Raw genomic sequence first — 23,537 nt, forward strand, 5'->3', positions numbered from 1 at the left:
AGTCACAGTTATGCATCTAAATCGGGTATTAGGCGGCAGCGCAAGCGCGTAATCAAATCTTTTAGCCTGAGCTTTTCTCGCTTTAAGCGCTGCAGTTTAAGCTGGTCGGCGTAGACACTGGCATGCAATTTTTCTATCTCTTCATCTAATGTTTGGTGTTGGCTTTGTAAGTCCAACAGCTCTAGTGTTAAATCACAGCTGTTATTATCGCTCATAAAGTTAATGCTCTGGCTAAGACTTTAGCCGCTAATCATATTGTCGACAAAACGTTTAATGCTTTGCTGGCCAGCTAGGTCCATGGTGGTAAATTCTAAGCTACAACGAAAACCCTGGCCCACGGATTCGCAATGTAATACCCGTGCATATATTTCACTGGTATCCGTCGCCAATAAGTTAAGCGACACTTCTAGTTTTATTTCCGAAAAATGCTCCAAGGGCACTGGGCTTAATATCAAAAAACCGTGGTAGCCTATATCGATAACCTCGGCCTTGCAGTGTTGGCTTTTTACCTGCTTGCCTTTTACTACCTGAAAATAACAGGGCATGCTAACCGCAACTCTGGGGCTTTTACGAATTTCACGCCTGGGCACAGTCATGGTCCGTGGCTGGGTGGTGCCTAATAGCTCATACAACAGCACCGGTTTACGCCGCCCTTTTACCTGTACGCTATTCGATTGCCCCACCAAGGTGTAACTCTGTGCCAGTTTAAAAGTGGCCTCGCTCATGAGTATTTGGCCGCGCAGGCTTTGCGCCTCTATACGCGAAACTAAATCCACCGCATCGCCTATGACGGTATGCTGCTCCCCACCCAGCTCGCCAGCCAGTACCGTGCCGGTGTTAATGCCTATACCCATATAGAGTTCGGGGAAGCCCAACTCTTTATTTTGTTGATTGTAATCATTCATGGCGTGCTGCATGGCAATAGCGCAGGCCAGTGCGCACTCCACATCATTGCTCTTGCTTTGGCTAAGCCCAAACAGCACTCGCATGGCGTCACCCATGGGTCTATCGATATAACCACCGTAACGCTGTACCACGCCAGCCATTAGGCTGTAGAAGCGGTTGAGCAGGTTCATTAGCATTTTTGCGGAATAGGTTTCAGCCAAGGTGTGAAAGCCGCGTATATCTGCCAGTAATAGGGTTACGGTACGTGACTCGGCACTAGCTTCAGGCTCTTGCTCTGAATCAGCTGGTTTGCTGGCGGCTAGGCTGGCATTAAGCCAGGGGCTATCGGCCAATACGGCGGCTATGCGCTGTTGTAGCTGCTGATGCGCTGCGCTGCGCTCAAACTGGGTAGGTAAGTAGGATTCAACAACGGTTGATATCTTAGCAGCCAGGGCTTGATGCTCACTGATAGGCTGGTTCATTGATTGTTACCTTAAGGGGTTTTAGCTATCCCTAAAGTAAAGCCTAATAGCGTCGATTAAACCACTTTTTTAGCGACCTATTTACCCACTGCTGCGGCCTAGCTGTAATGAATAACACTTTAAATTCAAATAGTTATAAAAACTACAGCCAGCCTTAATGCAAACAGCATTTAGCAAATACGGCGCCGCTGCCACAGGGGCAAAGCTCATCGCGCGCCACCGGCTCTAGTGCTAAAAATAGCTGGTCGGCATCATGGCTGGCCTTAAAAGTCTGCCACTGCATACGCACATCAGCATAAACCGAGAGCACTTCGTCAAACCATTGATAGGCCTCTTGCAATTGCTGTTTTTCAGCCTTGTCGCCAGCAGTATGGCTATGATCAAAGCCCTCATCAAACTGTAGTTGCTCATTGGCCAATACATCGGTAAAGGCGCTGGCTAAATTTAAGGCAGCGGTTACGGCGTCATCTATGGCCTCGCTATCTATATCCATCAGTGCCAGCTCCCATAACTCCTCTAAATATTGATGCGCCAGTAAAAAGCCTTCGCACCACTGACCCAGCTGGCGCCGCTGATCTATACCCGTGGGGCAGAAAAAGGGCAGCAACTGGCCCTGCTCCAGGCCTTGTTCTAACGCCGCCATATCCTCAACCAATAGCGCTAAAAAGCGCTTGGCCTCGGCCTCGGTATCAAATTGCGGCTCGTCATCCAGCCAAATGAGCTCAAACCACTCAGAGGGTTTAACCGGCTCGGGTGAACAGGCAATGGCAAATAAAAAACCTTGTAAACGCTGGTAATCCAACACAGCATCACCTAGACGGTGTAAAAAATTTTGTAACTCTTTGTCGTTAGCTGACAGGGTAATCATAAAACTCGCTTCTAAATTAGGCTTTGTTTAGCAAACCCGCGAACAATTCGGGCTGAGAACTCAACACACGCTCCACCGTATCAACGATGGTTTGCGTTTGCCTATCAATTTCTATATTCACTTTATCGCCTATGTGCTTGTCGCCATGGGTGGTAACTCTTAATGTTTCCGGTATATAACACACGGTAAAACTATGTTGGGCTCTATCCACTTTCGCCACCGTTAAGCTGCAGCCATTGATGGCAATAAAACCCTTTTCAAAAACATATTTCATTAGCGGCGCCGGTAGCTGGTAAGTCACAAAACGATTGTTTTCCGGCTCCTCTATAGCCACTACCAAGGCCGTGCTATCTATATGGCCAGACAGTATATGGCCACCTACTTCTACCCCCTGCTTAGCTGAGCGCTCTATATTAACGCTATGGCCTATACATAAATCAGCCAAGGTGGTGACATCCAAAGTCTGCTGCATAATATCAAAACGGACTTGCTCACCCTCTATGTGGGTAACGCTTAAACACACGCCATCGACAGCAACGCTGGCGCCTATTAATAAATCCTCCAGCAACTCGCTGTTAAGTTGCACGGTAACACTGATTAAACCCGGTAACCGCTGTAACTGGGTAACGGTAAACGCCCCCTGCACTATTCCTGTATACATATAACCTCTGTGTTCTCTTTGCTGCACACTGGCTACAGCTTGCTAGCTACCGCCTTGGCAAAAAAGTTTTGGTACTATTTCACAAACACCCTCAGGATTGCATTATCCGCCAGCATTTTCGATTATCATAGCGCCAGGTTAGGATAACCATTCAACATTAGGGAAGTTTAGCCCCAACAGATTGCAGTCGTTGCACCCATATTTTCTATGTATGAACTAAGCTTCTCTACTCACCCCGTGGCCTTGCTGGCCCAAGTCGCGCTAGTGGCGCAAGCCTCCATCGTTTGTTTGCTGGTATTGGTAAATTTGCCCCCTCAAACCATCATAGGCTTATTGGGTCGAGTGTCTATTGTATGCGTATGGCTGGCGGTTACCATTAATCTTTTTATCGATTTGCCCGATAACCTCGACCTGTGGCTCAATAGTTTTGCGCTGTTTTTAATCGTGGCCCACATCAGCAAGTGCTTGTGGCTAACGCCAGCAATTAAACGCCATTCATCACAGCCCATTAAAAGCTATGCCTTGGTTTTATTATTTGGGGTGTTACATCACGAGCCATGGCAAATGCAGCATGAATATGAGTAACAGGGGTATTAATAGCAGTGTTTTTTGCGGTGACGGGGCCAAGCAACGCTGCGAAAGGGGCGTTGTACGCGGCTTTAAAGCCTATTAACTATGGTGAACGGTGTGAATTTAGGCGGTGTAGCTAGCCAATAAACACAAACCAATCACTAAAGCTAACAGGCCCGGTAATATCGAATCCTGCGACACGTATACTCCAAAACATAACAAAATATCGTGGATATTGTGCATGCAAAGCGGCCCAACCCTGCCGCTCTAATCAACAGTATATGCACTAAATTGTGATACGCCAGCCGTAATAATGGCGCTAAGCACTCGCGTAAAATAGATTTTTGCATAAACTACTTTACTACTGACCCAGCAGCTTTACTTGTGGTCGCAAAAAGCATACATTTTAGCGGGTATAAAGCACCATCATTTACGCAGCCCAGGCGTGATAGCTAAGCAGTATCGCTGCCACAATAACGAGATAGACAACGAAAGGAACCGATATGAAAACCTTGAAATTAGCCACCCTAGGCCTTGCAGCTAGCGTTTTACTCACCGCCTGTGGCGGTACCCCCAGCAAAGAAGATTTAGCCCAAGCCGACCCTTACCCAGAGTGGTTTTATAATCCCACGGTTGAAAACGGCATCGCTGCCGCTAGCTGTGTACCCATTCCTGGCAGCAATGTATCGGTAGCACAAAAACAAGCCACTGCTAATGGCCGCGCTAACCTAGCCTTCCAAATTGATACCAAAGTTAAGGCCATGGATAAAACCTATGACCGCGTCACCACCACTAACGCGGGCTCGTCCACAGGCGGTACTTTTGAGAGTGTCTCTAAGCAAGTCACCCAACAAAGCCTCTCAGGCTCAAGAGCGATTAAATTTGAACGGGTATTAGACGATGGCAAAAAAATGATGTGTGCCTTAGTCGCCCTAACCCCCGAAGCCACCAACCAACTATTTAAAAACCTAGTGAAATCAGCCGAGGTTAACCTATCACCCGATCACGAGTCGGTATTAAAAGAGCAATTTATGGCTTACAAGGCTCAACAAGAGCTAGATCAAGAATTGATGAAGTAAACACTAGCAATTTTAACCATTAGGCAGCTTAGGCTGCCTTTTTTATATCAAAAAATTAACCCGCCAGTTTTTTATAAAGCTCAAGCATAAAAATCAACCACAACACTAGCGCCGCAATTAAACGATAGGGCTTAGGCTTAGCGGCCTCAGCTTGCGGCGCATCGGGCTGGGAGCGCTTAATATTATTAGAGCCACAGGCAGGGCAAGCTCCGCTGTTAAAGGTTTTACCTTTATAACTACAGTCTGCGCATTGATAAAGCATAAAAAAACCCCGTTGTTCGATTGCCTAATAGCATAGCGCAAAACAACGGGGTTTTAATTTTTCTGTTTGGCTATTAAATCTCGGCCAAATCACCTTTATTTTCTAACCAGACCTTTCTATCGCCGCTGCGTTTTTTAGCCAGCAACATATCCATCATTTGGTTGGTGTCGTCACCGGCATCCAAGGTTAGCCTTACCAGGCGACGGGTGTCGGCATCCATAACGGTTTCGCGCAATTGCAAGGGGTTCATCTCACCCAAGCCTTTAAAGCGCTGCACACCTATCTTGCCGCGTTTTTTCTCGGCCTCTATGCGATCCAGCACGCCTTGCTTTTCGGCTTCGTCTAGGGCGTAAAATACTTCTTTGCCCACATCGATTCTATACAGCGGAGGCATGGCCACATACACATGGCCCGCCGTTACCAAGGGGCGGAAGTGGCGTAAAAACAAGGCGCAAATCAACGTAGCGATGTGCAAACCATCGGAGTCCGCATCCGCCAATATACAAATTTTATGGTAGCGCAGGCCGCTTAAATCATCAGAGGCGGGATCTACCCCTATGGCCACGGCGATGTTGTGCACTTCCTCGGAAGCCAGTATCTCTTGCGAATCCACTTCCCAGGTATTTAAGATTTTTCCGCGCAGCGGCAGTATGGCTTGAAACTGTCTATCGCGCGCCTGCTTGGCAGAGCCGCCCGCCGAATCACCCTCTACTAAAAATAACTCGCCGCGCTCAGGTTCGCCGCCGGAACAGTCTGCCAACTTACCGGGCAGCGCCGGGCCGCTGGTAACTTTTTTACGAGCGACTTTTTTCGATTTTTTCATCCGCGACTGGGCATTGTTAATACACATGTCGGCAATTTTTTCGGCTTCTTCGGTGTGATGATTTAGCCATAAGCTAAAGGCATCTTTGGCCACACCAGAAACAAAGGCCGCCGCTTCGCGCGAGCTTAACCGCTCTTTGGTTTGGCCAGAAAACTGCGGGTCAGCCAATTTGGACGACAGTATATAACTACACTTATCCCAAATATCGTCAGGTGCTAACTTCACGCCGCGGGGCAATAAGTTTCTAAACTCACAAAACTCACGCAGCGCCTCTAATAAACCGGTGCGCAGGCCATTTACATGGGTGCCGCCCTGAGCGGTGGGAATAAGGTTTACATAGGACTCGGTAACTAGCTCGCCGCCCTCGGGCAGCCATTGCACCGCCCAATCCACCGCCTCGGTAGAGCCGCTAAAGCTGCCTATAAAAGGGTCGGCGGGTAAGGTTTCCCAGCCTTGGGTATTGGATAGCAAATAATCTTTTAAGCCATCTTCATAATACCAAGCTTCTTTTTCACCGCTGGCTTCGTCTAAAAAATTAACCTGTAGGCCGGGGCATAATACCGCCTTGGCTCTTAATACATGTTTTAAACGCAGTATGGAAAACTTAGCCGAATCAAAGTAACTGCCATCGGGCATAAAACGTATGCTGGTGCCGGTATTGCGTTTGCCGCAGCTGTCTATCACTTTTAAGTCGCTGCTTTTTTCGCCATTGGCAAAAGCAATGTGGTAGACCTGACCATCGCGACGTATGGTGACATCCAAGGTTTTCGACAGGGCGTTAACCACTGACACCCCCACCCCGTGCAAACCACCAGAGAACTGGTAATTGTCATTGCTAAATTTACCACCGGCGTGCAAGGTGCACAGTATTACCTCTACCCCTGGCAGGCCTTGCTCGGGATGTATATCTACTGGCATGCCGCGGCCATCGTCGGTACAAGTGAGTGAGCCGTCTTTGTGTACGATCACATCTATTTTGCTAGCGTGACCGGCTAGGGCTTCATCGACACTGTTATCGATAACCTCTTGCGCCACGTGGTTGGGGCGGGTGGTATCGGTGTACATGCCCGGGCGTTTACGCACGGGGTCTAGGCCTGTTAAGACCTCTATGGATTTTGCGTTGTATTCACTCATATTTTATCTGTCGTCGCTAAACGGTGGGCTTAGTGGCCATCAGTTAATTCTAAAAATTCCAGCACCGCGGGTAAATGTTGTTCAAAGTTTTCGAAGCGGTGGTTGCCGCCCTCTTCTATATGCTGCGGGCTTTTACTGTAATATTTTTTGGCCCAGCGATAATTCAATGTTTCATCGCCGGTTTGCAACATCAGCCAATAATTTTCGGGGTATTGCATGCGCTCGCATTCAATTTCAACTAACTCTTGTAAGTGATCTTGAGTTAGTAAAAATTTTTCACCGGTATGAAAGTTGGTATTTTCACCCAGCAGCACCGGCATGAGTTTAGAAGGCTTAACCGCTGGGTTTACCAGCACGGCTTTAAGTTGATACAACTCACCTACCATGGTGGCCATAAAACCGCCTAGGGAGCTGCCTATCATGCCAATTTTTTCACGCCCCTGAGCCAGCTCGGACTCTATAATTTCTTTAATGGCGTTAAAAGCTGCCGCGGGGTAATTGGGAAAGCTGGGAGCTAAGTAATCCATATGAGGGCAATGCTGCTTAACGAACTCACCTACGGCAAGCGCTTTTTCTGACTGACCTGAACTACTAAAACCGTGTATATACAGTAACAAGGGGCGCATACATCGAGCCTGTTTAATTTTTAACCAAAGCTATTATCTAAGAAGCACGAGCATACCCGTTGCCACCGCTTTGGGAAAGGCTTGCCCTCAAAAGTTAGGGAAAAAGTTTCGGCGGCTAAGCGCTTACGCTAATCAGCACTACAGCGTGCGGCAATTTCGGCGCTTGGCTAAGGCTGTAACTATGAAACTGCACAACACTAGGCTAATAACCATCCGCGTTATCGTAGTGTATATCAAAGCTTAGCGTTACCCGCGAGATACCAGTGCTGATGCGGCCATCGGCGTGTAAATCCAACCAGCGATAACCGGGGTTTAAGCGATCTAACTTAAAACGCTCGCTGGCGGGGGCAAACTGTACGCAGCTAGAAGGCGTGGACATTAATTGTACACCCTTGCGCTGAGTATCTAATTGCTGGTGCACATGGCCCCAGACTATACCGCGCACCTGTGGGCAACCATCTACTAGCTTAAAAAAATCCGCCGCATTACTTACTCGCTGCTCGTCCAGCCAGGCGCAGCCTATGTCCACTGGGTGGTGGTGCAGGCAAATTAACACGTGATGATCAGCAGCCTCGTTTAGCTGCTGCTGCAAGTAGCTCAGCTCTTGCTCAGTAAAGCTCCCGCCTACCTGACCTCTGGCGGTGGAGTCCAGCATAATAATCAACCAGTTGCCGAATGTAGCCGACTTCACCAAAGGCTGCCCCAAGGCCTGCGCCATTAATTCTGGGTCATCGTGGTTACCGGGCAGCCACAGAGTTTCAGGGGCGATATACTGAGTGAGTTTTTGAAAACGCTGGTAGGCCGCAACACTGGCGTGGTTGGCAATATCACCGGTAGCCAGTAATAGGTCACAACCACTTTGCTCCTGGGCAATAAGATCTATCACCGCCGCCAGACTTTGATCGGTATCTAGGTTAAGCAGGCGCTCGCCGGCCTGTTCGCCTAAATGGCTGTCGGTAATTTGTAGCACGCGTAAAGCTGCTGCTGAGTGAGTCGTCGCTGCCAAACTAGCCTTGCCTTATAAGTGGATTGTTTAATAGCTTACCAATTGAGTGGTTGCTATCAATCGTTTAGTTAATAGCCACTTAACTTTATCCCCTGAGCAGGAAGTTCGTCTAGTAACTATTTTACAAAAACGCTGTTTTTTAAAATTAAACACAGCCCACCGGCTGGTCTACATGGCCAAAATCTAAACAATGCCTTAACCACTGGCCCAATAATTGGTTGAGCTGCGCTTTTTCATCGCGCTGGTACATGGCTTTATTGGGATAGTTGTAATGGGAGCGCAACCTATGGTTACCATGAAAAGCTGATACCTCCGCCATGCGCGCATCGTGGTAGACCCGCAGGGTAAAATGCGGTGCCGGCGCCCAGTCTAACTGGCCAGTAAAATTACTGCCGATTTGGCTGAACTCCATAATCGTGGTGTAGGCGCAACGCTCCAGCACCTTTAAACGAAAGCGCACACTTTGCTCGCCGGGCAGCTGCACCCAAAACTGGCGCTGGTTCTCATCAGCCATTTCGGGCATTAATTTCATCACCCGCGCGTAATTAGCCTCACATTCGGCCATTTGCCCCGCTAAATCAGTTGTTTGTTTTTTTAGCATGTTTACATCTATACCACTTTCTAGGAATATGCTCTTTACGTGAGTTTAGCAGCTCTGGCTATGCAATTCTTATAATCGCAGCTAGTGTTTTTATCTGGGCAAAACTGCCACTAAACTCCAGCTTCACTATTCTCTTTTTCATGCTAAACACAGGACAGTTTATGAAAGCCTATACGCGGCCGCTCACCTCCATCGTTATCGCCCTTAGCGGCATAACGGCCAGCTATGCCGACACCCTGCAAGATGTGTATGAACTAGCGCTTAATAATGACGCCAAACTCAAAGCCGCCGAGGCTAACTACCGCGCCAATATAGAAACCGAAGAGCAGGCTTTTTCACAACTGCTGCCCCAAATAGTTGGCAGCGCCAGCTATACCAAAACCGATAATGATGTACTTAACAAGGGTGCCAACCTAAACCCCGGCGTGCCCAATGCCTTTTTCACGGTTACCGATACCCAAACCGACAGCGAGGATGAAAACTACAGCATTAGCCTGCAGCAAAAAGTCTTTGATTTACCCACCTGGTTTACCTTTAAAGGCGGCAAAGCCATTACCAAACAGGCTGAGGCGCAACTCGCTGCCGACCAACAAGCTTTAATAGTACGTACGGTAGAAGCCTATTTTAATGTGCTGCGTGCCAAAGATAATTTAGAAGCCGCCAAAGCCGAAGAGCAGGCCACCAAGCGCCAGCTGGAGCAAACCCAGCAACGCTATGATGTGGGCCTAATTGCCATTACCGATGTACACGAAGCCCGCGCCGTATACGACAACACCATGGTGCAAAGGCTGAGCTTTGAAGATGAGCTGGGCACCGCCTATGAGGCCATCAGCGTGTTAACCGGCCACAACCACAATAACTTATGGGAGCTGCGGGAAGACTACGCCATTACCGCGCCAGTGCCCGCCGAGCGCGATGAGTGGGTAGAGTTTGCCCTTAACAACAATCATCAACTGGCCGCCGCCCGTGCCGCTACCGAAGCCTCGCACCTTAGCGCTAAATCTAAAAAAATGGAGCATATGCCCAAGGTCACCGCCAGCTACAGCTATAACGACAATAGCCGCGATGGCGACAGCCACAGCCGCACCTATGATGCTGATGATTTTTTTTACAACGATACCGAAGGCAGCACCTGGGGCGTGACCCTCACCATACCTATATACTCAGGTGGCGGTGTTAGCTCGCAGCGCCGTGAAGCCTATGAACGCTATAACGCCACCTTACAAAACGAGATTGATACCCGCCGCACCATTATTCAATCCACCCGCTCGCTGCACTTAAACGTGATGACAGATGTACAAAGGGTGAAAGCACGCGCCAGAAGTATCACCTCTACCCGCAGTGCTCTGGAAGCCACCGAAGCCGGCTATGAAGTAGGCACCCGTAATATTGTTGACGTATTACAAGCCAGACGCAGCCTGTATGCCGCTATACGCGACTACGCTAACTCACGTTACGACTATGTGTTGAATATGCTAAAGCTTAAGCAGCAAGCAGGCACCTTAAGCCCACAGGATGTAATTAACCTCAATAAAGCCTTAGTGACCGCCAGCGACCCTACCGCTAACAGCATTAGCTTTAGCGCATACCAACCCTAAGCAATAAACTTAGCCAATAAAGCTAGCAGCCGAGCCAAGGCACCTTGGTTGGCGGCTAGCATTTGCTGCGCCGCCTGCCCTTGGCATAGCCGCTCACTAGGCTGCTGTAAGCGCAGTAATTCAGCAGCCAAGCCTTCTGCATGCTCTATTTTAGTTAGCGCCTGCGCCTGCATTAAGGCCTGGCTAATCGCTAAAAAATTAAAATCACTGGGCCCGGTTAATACGGGTAAGCCCCAAGCGGCAGGCTCCAACATATTATGGCCACCACTGGCCACTAAGCTGCCGCCCACAAAGGCGATATCTGCTGCCCCTAACAGCAACATCATCTCCCCCATAGTATCGCCCACATAGACCTGCACCGAAGCATTCGGCAGCTCGCCACTGGAGCGCCGCAAACTGCTAAAGCCCTGTGCCTGCACTAACTGCGCTACCGCATTAAAACGCTCAGGGTGGCGCGGCACCAAAATCAGCAGGGCATCGGGACACTCAGCCAATAACTGCCTATGGGCCGCCAACATAATTTCGTCTTCGCCCTTATGGGTGCTGGCCGCTATCCACACCAAGCGCTGGCCCTGCTGGCTGCACTGCGCTTTTAGCTGCTGCGCCTGCTGCTGTAACGCGGGCTCTATGCTGATATCAAACTTAATGCTGCCGGTTACCGCTACTTTATCTGCCGCCATGCCCAGCGCTACAAATCTGGCGGCATCGGCCTCGGTTTGTGCCGCCACTAGGCTGAGGTTTTGCAACATGGGCTTGCTCAGGGCGGCAAAGCGTTGATAACCCGCCGCTGACTTTTGCGACAGCCGCGCATTCACCAAGACCGTGGCTATGCCGCGGCGCTGGCAGGCGGCCAGGGTGTTAGGCCACAACTCGGTTTCCATAATCACCAGCAAGCTGGGTTTAAGCCTCCGTAAAAATCGCTGCAGGCAGCAGGGCAAATCATAGGGTGCGTAAACATGAAATACGCTATCACCCAATAAGGCTTTAACCCGCTCCGAGCCGGTGGGGGTCATGGTGGTCATCACTATGGCTTTGCCGGGGTAGCGCTGCTGTAATTGTTTCACCAAGGGCACCGCGGCTATGGTCTCGCCCATAGACACGGTATGCATCCAAATACAGCCCTCAAGCTCAGGGCTGCTAAAAAAACCAAAGCGCTCTGCTATGCGCTGCCTATAGGCTGGCGCTTTAATGCTGCGCAATAATAGCCGCAGCACTATAAACGGCGAGATCAAATAATAAAAAGCGGTGTATAAAGCCAGGGCCATAATTGAGTTCCAGGTATAGCGCCATAGGGGACTAATGATTTTGGGCTGCAAGCATAACAGCCAGCCGCGCCTCACGGCAAAATACGATATACTGCCCCCCTTTATATACGCCCCCTCTTTTCATCGCAGGACTTAAGCATTAATGAGCCAACATAGCATTGAAGTCGACATAGCTATTATCGGCGGCGGCATAGCCGGCCTGTGGCTATTAAATCGTTTATGCCAGCAAGGCTATAACGCCATTTTATTTGAGCAAGGTGACTTGGGCGGCGCCCAGACCATAGCCTCACAGGGCATGATACACGGCGGTATTAAATACGCATTAAGCGGTGCGCTCAGTGGTTCCTCCGAAGCCATAGCCGATATGCCCGATCACTGGCGGCGCTGTTTAAAGGGCGAAGGCGATGTTGATTTACGCAAGGCCAAAGTGCTTAGCGAGCATTTTTATTTATGGTCTACCGCGTCTATAGCCTCTAAGTTCACTTCTTTTTTTGCCAGCAAACTCACCCGCGGCCGAGTTGATAAAGTCAGCCGCAACGATTACCCCGCCGCCTTTGCCAACCCCAAATTTAAAGGCCGCGTTTATCGGCTAGTCGATTTAGTGTTAGACGTGCCTTCACTATTAAGCACCTTGGCCAATAATTGCGCGGGCCGAATCTTTGCAATAAACAATGAGCACTGCCAATGGCATAGCAACGGCCAAAATATAGAATCACTCAGCCTGCAACAGGGCGAGCAGCACTATCACATAAAAGCCCAGCGCTTTATTTTTAGCGCCGGTAAAGGCAATGGCGATTTAATGCAGCAATTAAATATACAACAACCCGCCATGCAGCTGCGCCCTTTGCAACAGGTGTTAGTAAAACATAGCCACCACCTGCCGCTGTACGCTCACTGCATGGGCAACAACCCTTCACCGCGCCTGACGATTTCTTCCCATCAAACCGAAGACGGCAACACGGTATGGTATTTAGGCGGCGACTTAGCCACCGAACATGCCAACAGCGATAGCGCGGTAGTCATAGCCAAGGCTAAACAAGAGCTGGCTGAGCTGTTCCCCTGGCTAGATTTTAGCGCGGCCCAATGGGCAACTCTGCGCATAGACAGAGCCGAGCCCAAACAAAAAGGGCTAATCAAACCCGATCAGGCTTTTGCTGCAAAAGCGGGCAATCTCGCCAATGCCATTATTGCCTGGCCCACTAAGCTTACCCTCAGCCCTAACTTAGGTGATCAAGTTGATGCCTTACTCAGGGCGGATAATATTGCACCGCAACACAGCGAGCTGCACCCCGCCCTTAAGCAGCTAGCAACACCGCAAGTTGCCCGCCCCTGCTGGGAAACGCTGTTTAACCAAGCCCCCTTATAGAGCAGATTATGCAAACACGATTATTTGGCAGTACCGATATAGCCGTGAGCCCACTGGGGCTAGGCACGGTAAAACTGGGCCGCGACCAAGGGGTAAAATACCCGCAGGCCTTTACCATACCCGACGACCACGCAGCCTCAGAGTTAATTAACCTGGCGAAAGATTTAGGCATTAATCTTATAGACACCGCCCCCGCTTACGGTAATAGCGAGCAACGTTTAGGGCCGCTATTAAAAGGCCAACGCAATGACTGGGTGATTTGTTCAAAAGTAGGTGAGGAATTTGACAACGGAGAATCGCGTTTTGATTTTAGTAGCAAGCACACCCGCTACAGCATAGAGCGCAGCCTCAAACGTTTAAATACCGATTGGATAGATATAGTCTTAGTTCACTCCGACGGCAACGATGAAGATATTATTCAGCACTGCGATGCCCTAGCCGAATTAGAAAAGTTAAAAGACCAAGGCCTGATACGCGCCTTTGGGGTGTCCACCAAAACAGTAAAAGGTGGCTTACTCGCGGCACAAAAAACCGATGCGGTGATGGCCACCTACAATTTAAGCTATCAAGATGAACAACCGGTAATCGATTACTGCCATAGTCAACAAAAAGGCTTATTGATTAAAAAAGCTTTTGCCAGTGGCCATATTTGCAAAGAGGGCGAGGACCCGGTGCAGAAATCTATGGATTTTATTTTTTCGCAGCCGGGGGTAAGCAGTGCCATAGTGGGAACCATTAACCCGCAACATCTAATCGCCAATGTCGCGGCAGTTAACAAGGTGTTAGGTGACTAAAACCTTGTTAACTTAGCAGCTTAAAATTTACAATAACACTCAGCGTTTAAAGCCGCCAAAATCATCCGCACCGTCTTCTTCCAAACTTAACCCGCCGGCTATACTTTCCAGTTTTTCCGGTGAGGCATCATCACCCAGTTTTATCATTAGGCGTAAATCATTGGCCGAGTCAGCATGCGCCAGCGCATCTTCGTAGGTAATTTCACCGGTTTTATACAACTCGTACAAAGCTTGGTCGAAGGTTTGCATGCCCTGCTCGTTAGATTTAGACATCAGCGATTTTAATTCATGCACCTCACCCTTGCGTATCATGTCTTGCGCCAGCGGTGAGTTGATTAACACTTCTACACAGGCGCGGCGGCCTTTGCCATCGGGGGTGGGTATTAATTGCTGCGCCACTATAGCGCGCAGGTTTAGCGATAAGTCCATCCACATTTGCCCGTGCCTGTCGGCGGGGAAAAAGTGCAGTATTCTATCCAAGGCCTGGTTGGCGTTGTTGGCGTGCAAAGTACATAAACACAGGTGACCCGTTTCGGCGAAGGCTATGGCGTGTTCCATGGTTTCGCGGGTACGCACCTCGCCTATCATAATGACATCGGGAGCCTGCCGCAGCATGTTTTTAAGGCCTACTTCAAAGCTGTCGGTGTCTATGCCCACCTCCCGCTGGGTGACTATGCAGCCCTGATGCTGGTGTATATATTCAATGGGATCTTCCACCGAAATAATATGACCCTTAGAATTTTTATTGCGGTGACCTATCATCGCCGCCAGTGAGGTAGATTTACCCGAGCCAGTAGCGCCCACAAAAATAACCAATCCGCGCTTGGTCATGGATAAATCTTTAATCACATCGGGCAAGCCCAAATCATCCACTTTGGGGATATTGGTTTCTATGCGACGCAACACCATACCGGCCAAGTTGCGCTGGTAAAAAGCACTGACCCGAAAACGGCCTATGCCGCGGGCGCTAATGGCAAAGTTACACTCTTTTTCACGCACAAAGTCGCGGCGCTGAGTTTCGTTCATAATGCCCATTACCGTTTCACGGGTTTTCTCTGGGCTTAGTGGAGAAGTAGTAACGGGTACTACTTTGCCATGCACTTTAATTGATGGCGGCACACCGGCAGTAATAAATAAATCCGACGCGCCCTTCTCAACCATAATGGTTAGTAACTTATCAATCTCCACACCACTCTCCTACATAAATCACTAAATCATTGTGAGTGATTTACTTTTGTGTTTTTGCTGTTAAAAATTTTCAGGGAAACGCGCTTTCTCACGCGCCACATCGCGGCTGATTAAACGCTTATCAATTAAGTCAGCCAAGCACTGATCGATAGTCTGCATACCTATGCTGCCGCCGGTTTGTATGGCCGAGTACATTTGCGCCACTTTATCTTCACGGATTAAGTTACGTATGGCCGGTGTGCCTATCATAATTTCGTGTGCGGCTACGCGGCCACCGCCATTCTTTTTCAATAAGGTTTGTGAAATAACCGACTGTAAGGATTCTGACAGCATGGAACGTATCATGGATTTTTCTTCGCCGGGGAATACGTCGATAATACGGTCTATGGTTTTAGCCGCCGAGGTGGTGTGCAAGGTGCCGAATACTAAGTGACCGGTTTCTGCCGCCGTCATCGCTAGGCGTATGGTTTCTAAGTCACGCAATTCGCCCACCAAAATAATATCCGGGTCTTCACGCAGTGCCGAGCGCAGTGCCTCGTTAAAGCCGTGAGTATCTCTGTGTACCTCACGCTGGTTAACTAAGCATTTTTTAGATTCGTGCACAAATTCTATAGGGTCTTCTATGGTTAAAATATGTTCGTACTTATTGTCGTTGATGTAATCCATCATCGCCGCCAAGGTAGTAGACTTACCCGAACCGGTAGGCCCCGTTACCAACACCAAGCCACGCGGCACCATGGCCAAGTCTCTAAATACCTGCCCCATGCCCAGCTCTTCCATAGTTAGCACCTTAGAGGGGATGGTACGAAATACCGCACCGCAACCACGGTTTTGGTTAAAGGCATTTACACGAAAGCGCGCCACACCGGGTACTTCAAACGAGAAATCGGTTTCTAAAAACTCTTCAAAGTCTTTGCGCTGTTTATCATTCATAATTTCATAGATTAAATTATGAACTTCTTTATGCTCCATGGGTGGCAAGTTAATACGGCGCACATCACCATCTACCCGTATCATGGGCGGCAAGCCTGCTGAAAGATGTAAGTCAGACGCGCCCTGTTTGGCACTAAATGCGAGAAGCTCGGTAATATCCATGGACACCCTCAAATATTGTTAATCATATCTACCGCGTGAATTACAACGTGTATACCGTAGATATTGCGTATAATGTTTTTGTTATCGTTTGCGATGACGCCTTTATAACACAGCTACTTGATAAATCAGCACTTTATGGACTCATCATGGCAACCACAATAGCGCAGAATATAGCAAAGCTACAGCAACGTATTAGTGTAGCAGAACAAAAATACCAACGTGATCACGATTCTGTAAAACTCATGGCGGTAAGCAAAACCAAACCCGCCGCCTTAATCCGTGAAGCGGCCGCTGCCGGTGCCTACCATATAGGCGAAAACTACCTGCAAGAAGCGCTGGAAAAAATCATCGAGCTGAAAGATTTAGATCTGTGCTGGCATTTTATAGGCCCCATACAGTCCAATAAAACTCGCCCCATAGCCGAGCACTTTGACTGGGTACACGGGGTAGACCGCCTAAAAATAGCCCGCCGCCTGAGCGAGCAACGCCCGCCCTCGCTGCCCGCGCTCAACATCTGCCTGCAGGTCAACGTCAACGATGAGAGCAGCAAAAGCGGGGTGAGCTTAGCCGAGCTGCCCGAATTGGCGCTGGCGGTAGCCGAATTGCCACAGCTGCAGCTACGCGGGCTAATGGCCATACCCAAGGCCAGCACCGACCAGCAAGAACAACGCCACAACTTCGCCCAAGTCGCCAACGCCTTTAAAGCCCTACAAAGCCAGTTGCCGCAGCTAGATACTTTATCCATGGGCATGTCGGGTGATATGGACGCCGCCATCGCCGAAGGCAGCACCATAGTGCGCATAGGCACCGATATATTTGGTGCCAGAGCCACACCGCCTGCCTAAGGCTAGCTTGATATTGCTATACTCGCCCCCACATAGAATCATTGACGTAGACACTCACTAGGGAGTACTAAACTTGGCCGACCCCATTATCGCCTTTATAGGCGCTGGCAATATGTCATCCACCATTATTGGCGGCTTAGTGGCCAAGGGTTACCCCGCCGCGAACATCATCGCCACCGCCACCCGCCAGGCCAGCTTAGATAAGCTAACCGCCATCGCCCCTGTAACTACCACCTTAGACAACCAAGCCGCCATCGCCCAAGCCGATGTAGTGGTCTTAGGGGTCAAACCCCAGGTAATGAAAAGTGTGTGCCTAACACTGGCCCCAGCCATACAAGCAAAAAAACCTTTAGTAATATCACTGGCCGCAGGCCTCACTTTAAACAGCTTTAGCGAGTGGTTAGGTGAGGGCCTGGCCCTGGTGCGCTGCATGCCTAACACCCCATCATTAGTACAATGCGGTGCCAGCGGTTTATACGGCAATGCCGCCGTTAGCCCAGCGCAACGCGACATGGCCGACAGCATGATGAAAGCGGTAGGCATTAGCCTATGGGTAGAGCAAGAAAGCGATATAGACGCCGTAACCGCGGTATCGGGCAGCGGCCCGGCCTATTATTTTTTAGTGATGGAGGCTATGCAGGCCGCAGGCGTACAACTGGGCTTAAGCCCAGAAGTAGCTAGGCAATTAACCTTGCAAACCGCTTTAGGCGCCGCCACTATGGCCAGCCAAAGCAGTGACGAGGCTGCCGAGCTAAGACGCAAAGTTACCTCGCCCGGCGGTACCACCGAGCAGGCCATACTCAGCCTGCAAGCCGATGGCCTGGAAGCCATGTTTGCCAAAGCCATGACCGCCTGCCGTGATCGCGCCATTGTTATGGCTAAAGAAATGGCCGGTTAATAGCCAAGCGGTGCTTGGCTAGCGGCAAGCTTTAAGCTACTAGCCGTAAGATAAAAACACTGACTTTAATACACTTGCCGCTTACAGCTTGCGGCTTACAACTGGCCGCCACCGGCGGCCTTTACATGGAGCATACATGGGCGCGCTAACCGAAATTGGCAACCTACTGATACACACCGTTTTTAATTTATTTTTAATCGCCGTACTGCTGCGCCTATTACTGCAATTTGCCCGCGCCGATTTTTACAACCCGGTGTCGCAGTTTTTAGTCAAAGTGACCAAGCCTTTTTTACAACCGCTGCGTCGCGTCATCCCCGGCTTTTTGGGCATAGACATGGCCGCAGTCGTGCTGGCTGTACTCGCCCAAATGCTAGCCATCACTTTATTACTGCTTATGCTCGGCTACGGCTTTGCCAACCCGCTGTATTTATTTATGTGGTCCGTGCTGGGCTGCTTGGGCATAGTGCTGAATATTTATTTTTTCGCCATCCTGGCTGTCATTATTTTAAGCTGGGTTAGCCCCGGTAGTTACAACCCCTTTGTGCTGTTGCTCAACCAACTCACCGAACCGGTAATGACCCCCTTTCGAAAAATGCTACCCTCATTGGGCGGCCTAGACCTATCACCCATATTGGTGTTTTTAAGCATCAATGTACTGACGATAATTTTAAAGCACTTAGCTGCCGCGGCGATGATGCCTATGGGAGTGGTAATAGGGATTTAGCTTTTGGGATTTATGCGCGGCTTGGCAGCAAGCTAGTGGCTTGCGAGGCACGCGCGTAACCAAAGTACTTATGGGGCATCCTACCTCAATTAATTGTTTGGGCATGTGTTTTCACCCAATCCTCAGCCTTAGCTTTCATTTCATTTCTTGATGCTTTTGATATGCGCAATTCCATTTCTATCATTCTCATTGACCATTCGTTAACACCAAGCATCTTTGCAACTTGGTACCAAAAATAAGCCTTTTTTGAATCAACGTTATAGAGGCCGGGGTTGGAGTAGATAAACCCTAGATTACCAATGGCATAAATATTTAATTTTTCTGCTGATTTTGTATGCCAAAAAATCGCTTGGTCAAGATCTAAGTCCGAATCTAATTTTGCACCCGGCTCAACACCAGTTTGATACATTAAGCCTAAGTACATCATGGCATTTGAGTTACCTAATGACTTTGCTTGCAGTAAGTAGTCCATTCCAAGCTTACTATCTATCACCTTATCAACAGGGTTTAAGCCAAGATAATAAGCCCCCAATGATGCTTGTGCCTCTGAAACACCCAAGGCTGCCGCTTGCTTTAGTAGATTAATACCTTCTGAAATATCACGATTGTAGCCTCCGCCCGCTAGCTTTCTTTGACCAAGCTCTAAAACAGCTAGGGGATAAACCTGGTCGGCAGATTTCTGTAACCAACGCCTAGCTATTTTTTCATTTTTTGGAACACCCCATGCATTCCAGTATGCATATGACATGTATAGCTGAGCGTGCGGATCACCAGCTTTAGCTGCATCCAAATAATATGTTGCCGCTTGGCTAAGCTCTTCCTCTGTAGGGTTAGTGCTGAAGCTGGGCATTGAAAATATAAGAGCAAAAATCAGAAATACTGTTTTCATCGTCACCTCCTAGTGACCATAACGTTTAGAACAAGTTACGGAGCCTTGTTTGTTACAGATGATAAATCAAGGTAGCTCAACAAATCGTAAAGGGCTAAATGCAGCACACAAGACCTGACTACTTTAGTGTTAGCTCACTAATATTAAAACCCTCTACTACGCGCGATCTCCAAGGCGGCAAGGTGGCTGCTCACTAGACTGTAGTCGGCAAGGACCCAGCGCGTAGCCTAGAGCCAGCCCCACGGATACCACAAATACTTTGGGTACAAGAATGTACTTACGGCGTGCCTAGCAAGCAGCTACCTTTCTATCCCCCAGCTACACCCCCAACAATCCCCCCCTTGCCCCCAATAATTATTTACCCCAACACACAAATAAAGTTTGACAAAGATTTAAGTGAGGAATATATAGTCGCTTCATTACAGGCATACTGTAATACGCCTCGAAGGGCCGAGACGTTTTAGCTTGTGCAGGTCGCCCATCTGCTATTAAAGAGTTGAAATGGACAATATCATCCGCGACGAGGAGCCTCCTAGCCTGGCCACAGCCATGCTAAGCACGCCCTCAGCTATTTCTGTAGTTGACCTTAAACCCAAGGCTTTCCCGCCAGCCACTGTACAACCCATACGCGTTATTCATAACCGCCGCCGCAACAGGTTTCGTTTATCCAAAGCCTCGGCTGAGTTTTTGCGCCGTTTTTACCCGCAGGCTACTGCAGATGACTGGAACGATTGGCGCTGGCAAAACCGCCACCGTGTACGCACGCTGGAAGACTTAGAGCGCATAGTCACTTTATCCGAAGATGAACGCGCCGCTATAGTGCGTCACCAAGGTGCCCTACCCGTAGGCATCACCCCTTACTACGCCTCACTAATAGACAGCGAAAACACCAGCCAAGGTTTGCGCCGCACCGTTATACCTGTGCTCAGCGAATATGAAACCAGCGCCGGTGAAAACGAAGACCCTTTAGGTGAAGACCATCACAGCCCTGTGCCCGGTTTAGTACATCGCTACCCCGACCGCGTTTTATTATTGGTTACCAACTTTTGTTCGGTGTATTGCCGCTACTGTACCCGTGCCCGCATGGTGGGTTCAGCCGGTGAGCGCAGTGTGAAAAAATCCGATATAGAAGCCGCTTTCGATTACATCAGGCAGCATACCGAAATTCGCGACGTGCTGATTTCTGGTGGCGATCCACTGAGCCTGGATGATGAAAAACTGGATTATGTATTACGCAATCTGCGCGCAATACCTCATGTCGAATTTATTCGCATTGGCAGCAAGCAGCCCGTGGTACAACCCATGCGTATTACCAGCGAATTAACCCGCATGCTAAAACGCTACCACCCTTTATGGATGAGTTTGCACTTCACCCACGCCGACGAACTTACCCCCGAGGTGGTCGCCGCCTGTGGTCGCTTGGCAGATGCCGGTATACCACTGGGCAGCCAAACCGTATTGCTAAAAGGTGTTAACGATGATGTAAACACCATGACTACGCTTATGCACGGTTTGTTAAAAGCGCGGGTAAAACCTTATTACCTGTATCAGTGCGATCCTATTTCAGGCTCGGCGCATTTCCGCACCCCGGTCTCTACCGGCGTGGAATTAATTCGCGCCATGCGTGGCCACACCACCGGTTATGCCATACCCACCTTTGTGGTGGATGCGCCCAACGGCGGCGGTAAAATTCCCATCGCTCCCGACTATGTGCAAGGCTACGACGACAATGGCGAGCTGTTATTAAAAAGCTATGACGGTGGCGTTTATCGCTACCCCGATAGCGGTGCCAGGCTGCCTATAGCGCAAGCCAGCAAGCAAGAGGAGGTTATCTCATGGGAGCATCTGTAACACCGCTGCGCCTGGGTTTAACCTACGACCTGCGCGACGATTACCTAGCCATGGGCTATAGCGAAATAGCAACCGCCGAGCTGGATCAAGCCAGCACTATAGAAAGTTTAATCAGCACACTCAGCCAACTGGGTTATGCGGTAGACCCTATAGGCCATGTTAAGCAATTAGCTGCGCGCTTAGTGGCGGGTGAACGCTGGGACTTGGTCTTTAATATCTGCGAAGGCATGCACGGCATAGGCCGCGAGGCACAAGTGCCTGCCTTATTAGACGCCTATCAGATTCCCTATGTGTTTTCTGACACCTTGGTGTGCGCGCTTACTTTGCACAAAGGCATGACCAAAGACGTAGTGCGCGCCGCTGGCGTGCCCACCCCTGACTATGCCGTGGTACACAACTTGGCAGACCTGCAAAACATTACCCTGGCTTACCCGCTGTTTGCCAAACCCATAGCCGAAGGTACGGGCAAAGGCGTTAGCGCCGACTCAAAAATTACTAACGCCAAGCAATTGCAGCGCGTCTGTAAAAAACTATTGCGTGAATTTCAGCAGCCGGTATTAGTCGAACGCTTTTTACCCGGCCGTGAATTTACCGTGGGCATAGTGGGCACCGGTAACGCGGCAGTAGCGGTAGGTGCCATGGAAATTCAATTACAAGCCGGTGCCGATAACGAAGTGTACTCTTTTCACAATAAGGAAAACTGGGAGCAATTGGTGCGCTATCAATTGCTAGAGCCCAGCCCCCTGCGCGAACAAGCCGAAGCCGTTGCCTTAGGAGCTTGGCGGGCGCTGGGTTGCCGCGATGGTGGCCGCATAGATGTGCGCGCCGATCATCTTGGCCAGGTTAATTTTATTGAGGTAAATCCCTTAGCGGGCATACACCCTACTTATTCCGACCTGCCCATTATGAATGCCTTAGCGGGTAATAGTTACCAGCACTTGCTGGGCCGCATTATGCAATCGGCCCTACAACGCTTGCCTAAACCCTCTGCTAAAGCCGTTGCGGCCTAATGAAAACACAGCCCTTATCACTGCTGCTATTGCATCAAGCCATAGCAGCAGATGCCCGCAGTGATGAATTAGACACCCTCAAGCAAGCGGAGCAAATTGCCGCCGCTATCAGCCAACTAGGCTGGCAGCTGCAAATGCTAAGCACCAATTTAAATTTGGAAAATACTGCCGCCCAAATAAAAAAGCAGCAGCCCGACTGCGTGTTTAATTTGGTAGAGTCGCTGGCAGGCCAAGGCAAACTGATACACAGCATACCGGCGCTGCTCAGCCAATTGGCTATACCCTATACCGGGGTTAGTGCCGATGCCATGTATTTAAGCTCACATAAGCGCCTAGCCAAAAAAGTGATGCAATACCATCACATAGACAGCGCCGAAAGCTTTGACTTACACGGCCCCCTACCCGCAAGCAAAGGGCCGTGGATAGTAAAATCACTATGGGAACACGCCTCCTTTGGTATGGACGATGGCTGCGTGGTGAATAACAGTGCCGAAGCTCTGCAACGCATACGCGATAGTCAACAGCGCCTAGGCGGCGAGTGGTTTGCCGAGCGCTATCTCAGCGGCCGGGAATTTAATGTCTCGGTATTAGAGCTTAATGGCCAACCGCAGGTATTACCTATCGCGGAAATGTGTTTTATCGACTACCCGCAAGGTAAACCCAAAATAGTGAGCTATGCCGCAAAATGGGATGAAGACAGCGCAGACTATCACGCCACCCAGCGTCATTTCCCCACCCTAAACCCTGCATTGAGCGCCGCTATACACCGGCAAGTATTGCAGTGCTGGCAGGCCTTTGGCCTTAGCGGTTACGCCCGCGTTGATATACGCTGCGACGAGCATGAACAACCTTCGGTGTTAGAAGTTAACGCCAACCCCTGCTTGACTATGGATGCAGGCTTCGCCGCCGCCGCCGCGCAGGCAGGCATCAGCTACCAACAGGTTATCAAACATATAGTGCTGGCAGCACTGGCTAACAGCGCTGCACCAGCAGCATCAGTTGCGGTGGCTTCATAAG

24 protein-coding genes are annotated in these 23,537 nt (G+C 49.6%); 11 read left to right on the forward strand and 13 right to left on the reverse strand.

Annotated elements, in window-relative coordinates:
- Nucleotides 1-8: 8 nt before the first annotated feature.
- The 4 genes from NO559_RS06650 to NO559_RS06665 all read right to left on the reverse strand — a co-directional run bounded on the left by NO559_RS06650 (nucleotide 9) and on the right by NO559_RS06665 (nucleotide 2,896).
- A complete protein-coding gene (locus NO559_RS06650; RefSeq protein WP_258331025.1) occupies nucleotides 9-215 on the reverse strand; it encodes a YdcH family protein in 207 nt (68 codons plus the stop codon).
- A gap of 24 nt (nucleotides 216-239) precedes the next feature.
- On the reverse strand, nucleotides 240-1,367 hold the full coding sequence (locus NO559_RS06655; RefSeq protein WP_258331026.1) for an adenylate/guanylate cyclase domain-containing protein: 1,128 nt from the start codon (nucleotides 1,365-1,367) through the stop codon (nucleotides 240-242).
- Nucleotides 1,368-1,521: 154 nt separating this feature from the next.
- Complete coding sequence (locus NO559_RS06660; RefSeq protein WP_258331027.1) at nucleotides 1,522-2,235, reverse strand: UPF0149 family protein; 714 nt, start codon at nucleotides 2,233-2,235, stop codon at nucleotides 1,522-1,524.
- Nucleotides 2,236-2,251: 16 nt separating this feature from the next.
- Nucleotides 2,252-2,896 (reverse strand): riboflavin synthase subunit alpha, encoded by a 645-nt coding sequence (locus NO559_RS06665; protein ID WP_258331028.1) that lies wholly within the window; start codon nucleotides 2,894-2,896, stop codon nucleotides 2,252-2,254.
- Between the two features lie 207 nt (nucleotides 2,897-3,103).
- On the opposite strand from NO559_RS06665, the gene NO559_RS06670 reads away from it, so the two are divergent.
- Together NO559_RS06670 and NO559_RS06675 are read left to right on the forward strand one after the other, a co-directional pair.
- Nucleotides 3,104-3,481, forward strand: a complete 378-nt coding sequence (locus tag NO559_RS06670) for a DUF1145 domain-containing protein (RefSeq protein WP_258331029.1) — start codon at nucleotides 3,104-3,106, stop codon at nucleotides 3,479-3,481.
- Nucleotides 3,482-3,969: 488 nt separating this feature from the next.
- Nucleotides 3,970-4,545 carry an LPP20 family lipoprotein gene (locus NO559_RS06675; RefSeq protein WP_258331030.1) on the forward strand — a complete coding sequence of 192 codons (576 nt, stop codon included), beginning with the start codon at nucleotides 3,970-3,972 and terminating at the stop codon, nucleotides 4,543-4,545.
- Nucleotides 4,546-4,600: 55 nt separating this feature from the next.
- On the opposite strand, the gene NO559_RS06680 is transcribed toward NO559_RS06675, so the two are convergent.
- The 5 genes from NO559_RS06680 to NO559_RS06700 form a co-directional block, all read right to left on the reverse strand.
- Nucleotides 4,601-4,807 (reverse strand): hypothetical protein, encoded by a 207-nt coding sequence (locus NO559_RS06680; RefSeq protein WP_258331031.1) that lies wholly within the window; start codon nucleotides 4,805-4,807, stop codon nucleotides 4,601-4,603.
- 73 nt (nucleotides 4,808-4,880) lie between these two features.
- Nucleotides 4,881-6,764 (reverse strand): DNA topoisomerase IV subunit B, encoded by a 1,884-nt coding sequence (gene parE / locus NO559_RS06685; RefSeq protein WP_258331032.1) that lies wholly within the window; start codon nucleotides 6,762-6,764, stop codon nucleotides 4,881-4,883.
- A 29-nt stretch (nucleotides 6,765-6,793) separates the two neighbouring features.
- Nucleotides 6,794-7,390: a YqiA/YcfP family alpha/beta fold hydrolase gene (locus NO559_RS06690; RefSeq protein WP_258331033.1), complete on the reverse strand. Its 597-nt coding sequence runs from the start codon at nucleotides 7,388-7,390 to the stop codon at nucleotides 6,794-6,796.
- Between the two features lie 202 nt (nucleotides 7,391-7,592).
- A complete protein-coding gene (gene cpdA, locus NO559_RS06695) occupies nucleotides 7,593-8,396 on the reverse strand; it encodes a 3',5'-cyclic-AMP phosphodiesterase (RefSeq protein WP_258331034.1) in 804 nt (267 codons plus the stop codon).
- A 145-nt stretch (nucleotides 8,397-8,541) separates the two neighbouring features.
- Nucleotides 8,542-8,997 (reverse strand): DUF1249 domain-containing protein, encoded by a 456-nt coding sequence (locus NO559_RS06700; protein ID WP_258331035.1) that lies wholly within the window; start codon nucleotides 8,995-8,997, stop codon nucleotides 8,542-8,544.
- A gap of 161 nt (nucleotides 8,998-9,158) precedes the next feature.
- Here NO559_RS06700 and NO559_RS06705 point away from each other — a divergent pair, with 161 nt between their 5' ends.
- On the forward strand, nucleotides 9,159-10,595 hold the full coding sequence (locus tag NO559_RS06705) for a TolC family outer membrane protein (protein ID WP_258331036.1): 1,437 nt from the start codon (nucleotides 9,159-9,161) through the stop codon (nucleotides 10,593-10,595).
- On the opposite strand, the gene waaA is transcribed toward NO559_RS06705, so the two are convergent.
- The gene (waaA, locus tag NO559_RS06710; RefSeq protein WP_258331037.1) at nucleotides 10,592-11,860 is read right to left on the reverse strand and encodes a lipid IV(A) 3-deoxy-D-manno-octulosonic acid transferase; all 1,269 of its coding nucleotides are present in this window, start codon (nucleotides 11,858-11,860) and stop codon (nucleotides 10,592-10,594) included. The two genes, NO559_RS06705 and waaA, sit on opposite strands and share 4 nt — an antisense overlap.
- 142 nt (nucleotides 11,861-12,002) lie before the next feature.
- On the opposite strand from waaA, the gene NO559_RS06715 reads away from it, so the two are divergent.
- Nucleotides 12,003-13,226 carry an FAD-dependent oxidoreductase gene (locus NO559_RS06715; protein ID WP_258331038.1) on the forward strand — a complete coding sequence of 408 codons (1,224 nt, stop codon included), beginning with the start codon at nucleotides 12,003-12,005 and terminating at the stop codon, nucleotides 13,224-13,226.
- Nucleotides 13,227-13,234: 8 nt separating this feature from the next.
- Nucleotides 13,235-14,020, forward strand: a complete 786-nt coding sequence (locus NO559_RS06720) for an aldo/keto reductase (protein WP_258331039.1) — start codon at nucleotides 13,235-13,237, stop codon at nucleotides 14,018-14,020.
- 39 nt (nucleotides 14,021-14,059) lie between these two features.
- Here NO559_RS06720 and NO559_RS06725 read toward each other — a convergent pair whose 3' ends face one another.
- Nucleotides 14,060-15,208, reverse strand: coding sequence for a PilT/PilU family type 4a pilus ATPase (locus NO559_RS06725; RefSeq protein ID WP_258331040.1), 1,149 nt, complete (start codon nucleotides 15,206-15,208; stop codon nucleotides 14,060-14,062).
- A 60-nt stretch (nucleotides 15,209-15,268) separates the two neighbouring features.
- Nucleotides 15,269-16,303, reverse strand: a complete 1,035-nt coding sequence (locus NO559_RS06730) for a type IV pilus twitching motility protein PilT (RefSeq protein ID WP_258331041.1) — start codon at nucleotides 16,301-16,303, stop codon at nucleotides 15,269-15,271.
- Between the two features lie 146 nt (nucleotides 16,304-16,449).
- Between NO559_RS06730 and NO559_RS06735 the strand changes: the two genes are divergently transcribed.
- From NO559_RS06735 to NO559_RS06745, 3 genes are all read left to right on the forward strand, one after another.
- Nucleotides 16,450-17,148, forward strand: a complete 699-nt coding sequence (locus tag NO559_RS06735; RefSeq protein ID WP_258331042.1) for a YggS family pyridoxal phosphate-dependent enzyme — start codon at nucleotides 16,450-16,452, stop codon at nucleotides 17,146-17,148.
- A gap of 73 nt (nucleotides 17,149-17,221) precedes the next feature.
- Nucleotides 17,222-18,046, forward strand: coding sequence for a pyrroline-5-carboxylate reductase (gene proC, locus NO559_RS06740; RefSeq protein WP_258331043.1), 825 nt, complete (start codon nucleotides 17,222-17,224; stop codon nucleotides 18,044-18,046).
- A gap of 136 nt (nucleotides 18,047-18,182) precedes the next feature.
- Entirely contained in the window at nucleotides 18,183-18,770 is a 588-nt protein-coding gene (locus NO559_RS06745; protein WP_258331044.1) for a YggT family protein, read from the forward strand.
- An 85-nt stretch (nucleotides 18,771-18,855) separates the two neighbouring features.
- Here the strand turns inward: NO559_RS06745 and NO559_RS06750 are convergent, their stop codons facing one another.
- The gene (locus tag NO559_RS06750; RefSeq protein WP_258331045.1) at nucleotides 18,856-19,659 is read right to left on the reverse strand and encodes a tetratricopeptide repeat protein; all 804 of its coding nucleotides are present in this window, start codon (nucleotides 19,657-19,659) and stop codon (nucleotides 18,856-18,858) included.
- Between the two features lie 501 nt (nucleotides 19,660-20,160).
- Between NO559_RS06750 and NO559_RS06755 the strand changes: the two genes are divergently transcribed.
- The 3 genes from NO559_RS06755 to NO559_RS06765 are packed head-to-tail and all read left to right on the forward strand — an operon-like array spanning nucleotide 20,161 to nucleotide 23,536.
- Nucleotides 20,161-21,510, forward strand: a complete 1,350-nt coding sequence (locus NO559_RS06755) for a KamA family radical SAM protein (protein WP_258331046.1) — start codon at nucleotides 20,161-20,163, stop codon at nucleotides 21,508-21,510.
- The gene (locus NO559_RS06760) at nucleotides 21,495-22,520 is read left to right on the forward strand and encodes a D-alanine--D-alanine ligase (RefSeq protein ID WP_258331047.1); all 1,026 of its coding nucleotides are present in this window, start codon (nucleotides 21,495-21,497) and stop codon (nucleotides 22,518-22,520) included. The genes NO559_RS06755 and NO559_RS06760 overlap by 16 nt, the downstream gene beginning before the upstream one ends.
- Nucleotides 22,520-23,536 carry a hypothetical protein gene (locus NO559_RS06765; RefSeq protein ID WP_258331048.1) on the forward strand — a complete coding sequence of 339 codons (1,017 nt, stop codon included), beginning with the start codon at nucleotides 22,520-22,522 and terminating at the stop codon, nucleotides 23,534-23,536. The genes NO559_RS06760 and NO559_RS06765 overlap by 1 nt, the downstream gene beginning before the upstream one ends.
- Nucleotide 23,537: the final 1 nt, after the last annotated feature.

The sequence above is a fragment of the Dasania sp. GY-MA-18 genome, assembly GCF_024734385.1.
GTDB lineage: Bacteria > Pseudomonadota > Gammaproteobacteria > Pseudomonadales > Dasaniaceae > Dasania > Dasania phycosphaerae.